This is a genomic window from Microcoleus sp. MOSTC5, from assembly GCF_036701825.1.
GTDB lineage: Bacteria > Cyanobacteriota > Cyanobacteriia > Cyanobacteriales > Microcoleaceae > Microcoleus > Microcoleus asticus.
Map to the genome: position 1 here is coordinate 56,464 of NZ_JAUBRK010000048.1, position 6,000 is coordinate 62,463.

The 6,000-nt window shown below is 46.2% G+C and carries 8 protein-coding genes; 6 read left to right on the forward strand and 2 right to left on the reverse strand.

The annotated features are described in order from the left end of the window. Nucleotides 1–143: 143 nt before the first annotated feature. On the reverse strand, nt 144–785 hold the full coding sequence (locus QUA54_RS23955; RefSeq protein ID WP_333416592.1) for a cofactor assembly of complex C subunit B: 642 nt from the start codon (nt 783–785) through the stop codon (nt 144–146). Between the two features lie 97 nt (nt 786–882). Beyond that, nucleotides 883–1,614 carry a response regulator transcription factor RpaB gene (rpaB, locus tag QUA54_RS23960; protein ID WP_071587789.1) on the reverse strand — a complete coding sequence of 244 codons (732 nt, stop codon included), beginning with the start codon at nt 1,612–1,614 and terminating at the stop codon, nt 883–885. Nucleotides 1,615–1,778: 164 nt separating this feature from the next. Between rpaB and radA the strand changes: the two genes are divergently transcribed. From radA to QUA54_RS23990, 6 genes are all read left to right on the forward strand, one after another. Beyond that, nucleotides 1,779–3,314 (forward strand): DNA repair protein RadA, encoded by a 1,536-nt coding sequence (gene radA, locus QUA54_RS23965; RefSeq protein WP_333416593.1) that lies wholly within the window; start codon nt 1,779–1,781, stop codon nt 3,312–3,314. A gap of 45 nt (nt 3,315–3,359) precedes the next feature. Next, the gene (locus QUA54_RS23970; RefSeq protein WP_333416594.1) at nt 3,360–3,596 is read left to right on the forward strand and encodes a type II toxin-antitoxin system prevent-host-death family antitoxin; all 237 of its coding nucleotides are present in this window, start codon (nt 3,360–3,362) and stop codon (nt 3,594–3,596) included. Beyond that, complete coding sequence (locus tag QUA54_RS23975; RefSeq protein ID WP_333416595.1) at nt 3,593–3,979, forward strand: type II toxin-antitoxin system VapC family toxin; 387 nt, start codon at nt 3,593–3,595, stop codon at nt 3,977–3,979. Before QUA54_RS23970 ends, QUA54_RS23975 begins: the two co-directional genes overlap by 4 nt. Before the next feature lie 196 nt (nt 3,980–4,175). Continuing rightward, entirely contained in the window at nt 4,176–4,343 is a 168-nt protein-coding gene (locus QUA54_RS23980) for a hypothetical protein (RefSeq protein ID WP_333416596.1), read from the forward strand. Nucleotides 4,344–4,569: 226 nt separating this feature from the next. Continuing rightward, nucleotides 4,570–5,424 (forward strand): TIGR02587 family membrane protein, encoded by an 855-nt coding sequence (locus QUA54_RS23985; protein WP_333416597.1) that lies wholly within the window; start codon nt 4,570–4,572, stop codon nt 5,422–5,424. Then, nucleotides 5,421–5,825: a TIGR02588 family protein gene (locus QUA54_RS23990; protein ID WP_333416598.1), complete on the forward strand. Its 405-nt coding sequence runs from the start codon at nt 5,421–5,423 to the stop codon at nt 5,823–5,825. The genes QUA54_RS23985 and QUA54_RS23990 overlap by 4 nt, the downstream gene beginning before the upstream one ends. The last annotated feature ends 175 nt before the right edge of the window (nt 5,826–6,000 follow it).

The window sequence follows — 6,000 nt, forward strand, 5'->3', positions numbered from 1 at the left end:
TGTTTATTGCCGATAGCCAACACCTAGAATGAGGCAAATCCGTCGTTAGCGCAGCCCTCGAAGACTATCGCACCTTGACAGAGCTGCTGGCATTGTGCAATCCACAATCTAAAATCCACAATCTAAAATCTAAAATCTAAAATCTAAAATTGATTGATGGTATTTTCTAGTTTGTCGGCAATGCCTTCAACCCAGTTTTCATCTTGTTTGGTGTAGCTGCGGGGCGCGTTAGCACCTAAGATTAAAACGCCTTGAGTGCCGATAGGTTGACAGATAACTCCTTGAGTATTTTCTGGCAAATAGTCAAATTCAATTCGCCCGGGATAAATATTGAGATTTACTAAATAAACTGGTTTGTTTTTGTCGAACACTCGCTGCAAAATCGGCCCTGGTTTGACTTCGGGATTGATGCCTAAAATGCCGCGCCGCAATAAAACTTTTCCTTGATACAAAACTACGATCGACCTTGTGGCGGTATTTGTCAACAGCAAACGCGACGCCCAGGCTAATTCTATTTTCACCGCCTCCGGCAAATCCGGCGCAAATTCAAAACCTTCTTCGCCGATAAGTTTTACGGAATCCGGCGATCGCGCTTGCACCTGCTGCCACAGCAAACCTGTTAAAATCAGCAGAGCGCTGATAATTACTCCTAAAGCGTCCGATCGAGCTTGAGAATCTGTGATTTGCTCTGTCAGCAAGCGGTTGACCATTAGCAGCGTACCTGCTAACCCTCCTGCAACTAAGGGCAATTGCCGCAAAACTCTATTGGGATCAGATTTTGTCATTAGTCATCAGTCAGTAATCATTAGTCATTAGTCATTGGTAATTGGTAGTTGGTAATTTAACTAATGCCAACTGCCAACTGCCAACTGCCAACTGACTTTATCCTACTTCTCCAATTTCGACAATTCGCTGGAACAGATAGCCGGTGCCGCGGGCGGTGAGAATTAATTCGGGATTGCTGGGGTCGTCTTCCAACTTTGCCCTAAGCCGCGAGATGTGAACGTCCACTACGCGCGTGTCTACGTGGCGTTCTGGCGTGTATCCCCACACTTCCTGCAAAATTTCCGATCGCGAAAAAGGCTCTCCAGAACGGCTGACAAGCAGTTCTAACAAGCTGAATTCCATGCCCGTGAGCCGAATTCGTTCGTCGCCTTTGTAAACTTGGCGCTTGTTGGTGTCAATCCTAATATTGGTGACGTGGATGACTCCGGAACTGGGAATGCCCGATGCTCCGTTTTTGTCAACCCTCCGCAGTACCGAACGGATGCGGGCTTCAAGTTCTTTGGGAGAGAAAGGTTTGACGACGTAATCGTCGGCGCCCAATTCTAAACCGGTGATGCGATCGGCTACGTCTCCCAAAGCGGTTAGCATGATGATGGGCACGTCTGACTCTTTGCGCAACTCCTGACAGACGCCGTAACCGTCGAGCTTCGGCATCATCACGTCCAAAACCACTAAGTCGGGTTCGGTGTTGCGAAATGTTTCGAGAGCTTCTTCGCCGTCAGCAGCGGTGACGACATCGTAGCCAATCATGGAAAGGCGAGTCTCCAGAATGCGGCGGATACTGGCTTCGTCATCGACTACCAGAATTTTTTCTTTATGGTTTTCCAAGTTACCGAGCACTCCTTAAGTTACATTTCAGATAATGTTAATTTTTTGTACCCTATCATAGAAGACACAAATTGAATCATGTGTGGGGAGCGGTCTGAAAGCTTGATAATTGCTTTAACTCAGACTTTTCTAAATGTTAGGGTGACTATTTATCATAGTAAACAATGCCTAAGCCTCGAATACAATATATTTGTCGGGAATGCGGGTATGATTCACCACAATATTTTGGCAGGTGTCCTAGCTGTCAGAAGTGGGATTCTTTTGACGAGCAGTTAGAACAACCTACTGCTGGTGTGTCGCGGGCTGGTTTAACAGGGGTGACAACTAAGACAGCGGGCGGTTCGCCCCCTGATAAGTCGAAGGGTCAACCAAGGGTATCTTTCAGATTATCGCAGATTGCTGACCAAACTCAGTCTCGCTGGCCTTCCGGCTACGGGGAGCTCGATCGAGTTTTGGGAGGCGGGATTGTTCCCGGATCGCTGGTGTTGATTGGGGGGGAACCGGGAATCGGGAAATCGACCCTGCTGTTGCAGGTGGCGAATATGTTGTCCCGCAAGGATCGGATACTGTATGTCAGTGCGGAGGAGTCCGGCCAGCAGGTGAAGTTGCGATCGCAGCGTTTGGGCGTGGCTAATCCGGTTGAATTGTCAAGCAACGGCGGGCATAAATCTGGCAGCAACGGGGAAGCTAAAAAGGATTCTGAGGACAATTCAGCGGAGAATTTCTATTTGCTTCCAGAGACGGATTTAGAAGTTGTTTTGCGGGAGTTGGAAGCGCTGAAACCGAATGTGGCGGTGATTGACAGCATCCAAACTATTTATTTTGCTAGTTTAACATCGGCTCCGGGTTCGGTGGCTCAGGTGCGGGAATGTACTTCGGCTTTGATGCAGGTTGCGAAAAGGGAAAATATTACTTTATTTATTGTCGGTCACGTTACTAAAGATGGAGCTTTGGCGGGGCCGAGGGTTTTGGAACATTTGGTAGATACTGTACTTTATTTTGAGGGCGATCGCTTTGCTTCTCATCGGCTTTTGCGATCGATGAAAAACCGTTTCGGCGCTACTCACGAAATCGGCGTTTTTGAAATGGTAGCAAACGGTTTGCGAGAAGTAGATAACCCGTCGGAGTTATTTTTAGGCAATAAAGATGAATTTTCGCCCGGTACTTCGACGACTGTTACTTGCGAAGGAACTCGACCGATTTTAGTAGAAATTCAGGCGTTAGTCAGCCCTGCGAGTTTTGGTTCGCCGCGCCGCACTACTACAGGTGTGGACAATGCTAGATTGCAGCAAATTTTAGCTGTTTTGGAGAAAAGGGTGGGGATTCCTTTATCTAAATTAGATGTGATTTTGGCGACGGTGGGCGGGTTGAAAGTGGATGAACCTGCGGCGGATTTGGCAGTTGCGATCGCCGTTGTGGCCAGTTTTCGCGATCGGGTAATCGATGCGCGCACTGTTTTGCTCGGAGAAGTGGGTTTGGGGGGACAGGTGCGGCCCGTTTCCCAATTAGAATTGCGGCTGAGGGAAGCGGCGAAATTGGGTTTCAAAAGGGCGATTATTCCTAAGAATCAACCGGTGCCGGAGTTGGGGATGGAGATTATTCCGGTGGCGAAGGTAATCGATGCAATTATTGCGGCGATTCCGGCTACTCCCGCTCAGTTGCAGTCGGTTGATTTGGAGGAAGAGGATTTGTTTAATTGAGTTAAAATGGTGAGGTTATAAATTGATAGTAAGGAGGCACGAATTATGTATCAAGTAGACATTATTGAGGCCAAAGAAAAGCTTCTGGAATTAATCGAAGCGGCGAAAAGAGGCGAAGAAGTGGCGATTACTCAAGATAACCAGCCTGTTGTAAAATTGGTAGGAATACCGCCAGCTAATAAGAAGCGCTGGCCATCCAAAGCTGGGAGTGCTAAAGGAATGGTTTGGATGTCCGATGATTTTGACGAACCGCTAGAAGAGTTTAAGGAGTATATGGAATGAGGTTGTTGTTGGACACTCATACTTTCATTTGGTATGTCACGGACAACCCTAGACTTAGCGCCCATGTCAAACTGCTAATTGAGGATGAAAATAACGAGAAGCTAGTCAGTATAGCTAGCATCTGGGAAATGGCGATTAAACACAGCATAGGCAGGCTAAACTTTAGTCTGCCTTTTATGGAGTTTGTCGGAGAGCAACTCACTGTTAGCAATATCGGACTACTTGAGATTAATCTCCAGCACATTGAGGTTGTGGCTTCACTGCCTTTGCATCACCGTGACCCATTTGACAGGCTGATAATTGCACAATCTATGGCAGAACAGATACCGATTTTGAGCGTTGATGCTATTTTTGATGCTTATGCGATCGCGCGGGTGTGGTGAATTAAGTTAGTTTAAAAATAAAGAGGCGAAGATCAAACAATTTAAAATCATCATTGAAAAACATTCCGAGGGTTATGTAGCCTATCCCCTTGGTATCAAAGGTGCCGTAGTTGGTGAAGGTGACACCTATGAAGAAGCCTTAGGTGATGTCAAGTCAGCTATTCGCTGCTACATCGAAGTATTTGGCAAAGAAACAATGGAAAACTCATCACCTGCGATCGAGACTTTTTTAGTAGAAGCAGAGGTGGCTATTGAATGTCAAAGTTTCCTGTCGATGCTTCTAAAAGACAAGTCATCAGAACATTTCTGTTGTTGGGTTTTCTTTCGGATTATTAGAGAAGGCGAACATATTGTCATGGTGTGAGAGAATCAGGATGACACCGATACTCCGTTAGTAATGCCTAACCACGATCAAATAAAATCAGGGACACTGAGAGCAATTTGTACTCACGCGGGAATTTCTAGAGAGGAATTTTTAAGGGCTTATGCGCAAATTTGAGTGGAGATGCTATATATCATAACACTTGAAGTATGTCAAATTATCGATTTCCAGAAGTTTTCAATTTTTCAATTCGCCTTTTAGCTGAAACATGAACAAATCAAAAAGACGCAAAAATCAGTGGTTAAATGAACTAAACGACATCATTAGAGGTGCATCGGGCGGCTTTTTATTCGGCATTCCGCTGCTTTATACGATGGAGGTTTGGTGGATCGGTTCGCATACGAACCCAGCGGAAATGTCGATCGCGATCGCAACTACTTGTATCGCCGTTTTCTTGCTGACTCGCACTGAAGGTTTTCGCAAAACTAAAGGCATCCGCTGGCTAGAAGCTGCAATCGATAGCGTAGAAGCAATCGCTATCGGCATTGTTTGTGCGGCTTTTATCCTGTTTTTGCTCAGGGAAATTACGCCGGAGACTCCGCTGCAAGAAACTTTGGGTAAAATCATCTTTGAAGGGCTGCCGTTTGCCTTGGGAGTGGCCCTGGCAAGGGGTTTCTTGAGCGGCGATCGCTATCAAAGTTCAGACAGCGAAAAGGAACCTACCATTAATCCAACTTTAGCAGATATCGGCGCTACTTTAATCGGCGCGACTATCATTGCTTTCAGTATCGCCCCAACTGACGAAATTCCCATGCTAGCGGCAGCGATTTCGCCGCCTTGGCAATTAGCAATTATCGCCGCTTCGCTGCTCATTTCTTACGGTATTGTATTTGTAGCAGGCTTTACTTATCAAGCCAAAAGACAGCACCAGCAAGGGATTTTTCAGCGTCCCCTCAGCGAAACTGTCATGGCGTATTTAGTGTCGCTGGTGGCTTCTGCATTTATGATGTTTTTCTTCCACAAACTCAGTTTTGACGACCCGTGGTCGATTTGGTTGAGCTATACGTTAGTATTGGGATTGCCGGCGACTATTGGCGGCGCGGCGGGGAGGTTGGCGGTATGAGTGAAAGTAATAATGAACAGCAAAAAAAAAGAACTCCTGCTGAATGGGTGACATTTGCGATCGCCTGCTCGATCCTTTTTACCCTCACCGGACTCGTACTCTACAACTGGCTGACTAAAAAGCATGAACCTCCGATTATTTCTGTCACTCAGAACACGCCCCTTCGCGAAAATCAAGGGCAATTTTACGTACCGTTTACAGTGACCAACACGGGCGGCGAAACAGCCGAATCAGTGCAAATTATTGCCGAACTGCGCGTCAACGGCGAAGTCTTGGAATCCGGCGACCAGCAAATTGATTTTTTGTCAAGCGGCGAAACTCAAGAAGGAGCTTTTATTTTCAGCCGCGACCCCAGTCAAGGTGAGTTGATTGTGCGATCGAGCAGTTATAAACTACCTTAGTAGTGCTAAATAAGTAATAATACATCGTAGTGATGTACAAAATAGCACATGGCACTGATGTGATTTTCTAGCGATTAGGAAAAAGACAAGGTTTTTCCGCAGGGTAAGCTCATCTAATTTGGTATAAATTGTACTTGACAAAAAACCGCCAATAGACTTTCTATCTGTGAACAGA

Bases quoted from the DNA above. Each gene is read 5' to 3' on its own strand.
- QUA54_RS23985 (WP_333416597.1), top strand. From the start codon at position 4,570: ATGAACAAATCAAAAAGACGCAAAAATCAGTGGTTAAATGAACTAAAC.
- QUA54_RS23990 (WP_333416598.1), top strand. From the start codon at position 5,421: ATGAGTGAAAGTAATAATGAACAGCAAAAAAAAAGAACTCCTGCTGAA.
- QUA54_RS23970 (WP_333416594.1), top strand. From the start codon at position 3,360: ATGTATCAAGTAGACATTATTGAGGCCAAAGAAAAGCTTCTGGAATTA.
- QUA54_RS23975 (WP_333416595.1), top strand. From the start codon at position 3,593: ATGAGGTTGTTGTTGGACACTCATACTTTCATTTGGTATGTCACGGAC.
- radA (WP_333416593.1), top strand. From the start codon at position 1,779: ATGCCTAAGCCTCGAATACAATATATTTGTCGGGAATGCGGGTATGAT.
- QUA54_RS23980 (WP_333416596.1), top strand. From the start codon at position 4,176: ATGGAAAACTCATCACCTGCGATCGAGACTTTTTTAGTAGAAGCAGAG.
- QUA54_RS23955 (WP_333416592.1), bottom strand. From the start codon at position 785: ATGACAAAATCTGATCCCAATAGAGTTTTGCGGCAATTGCCCTTAGTT.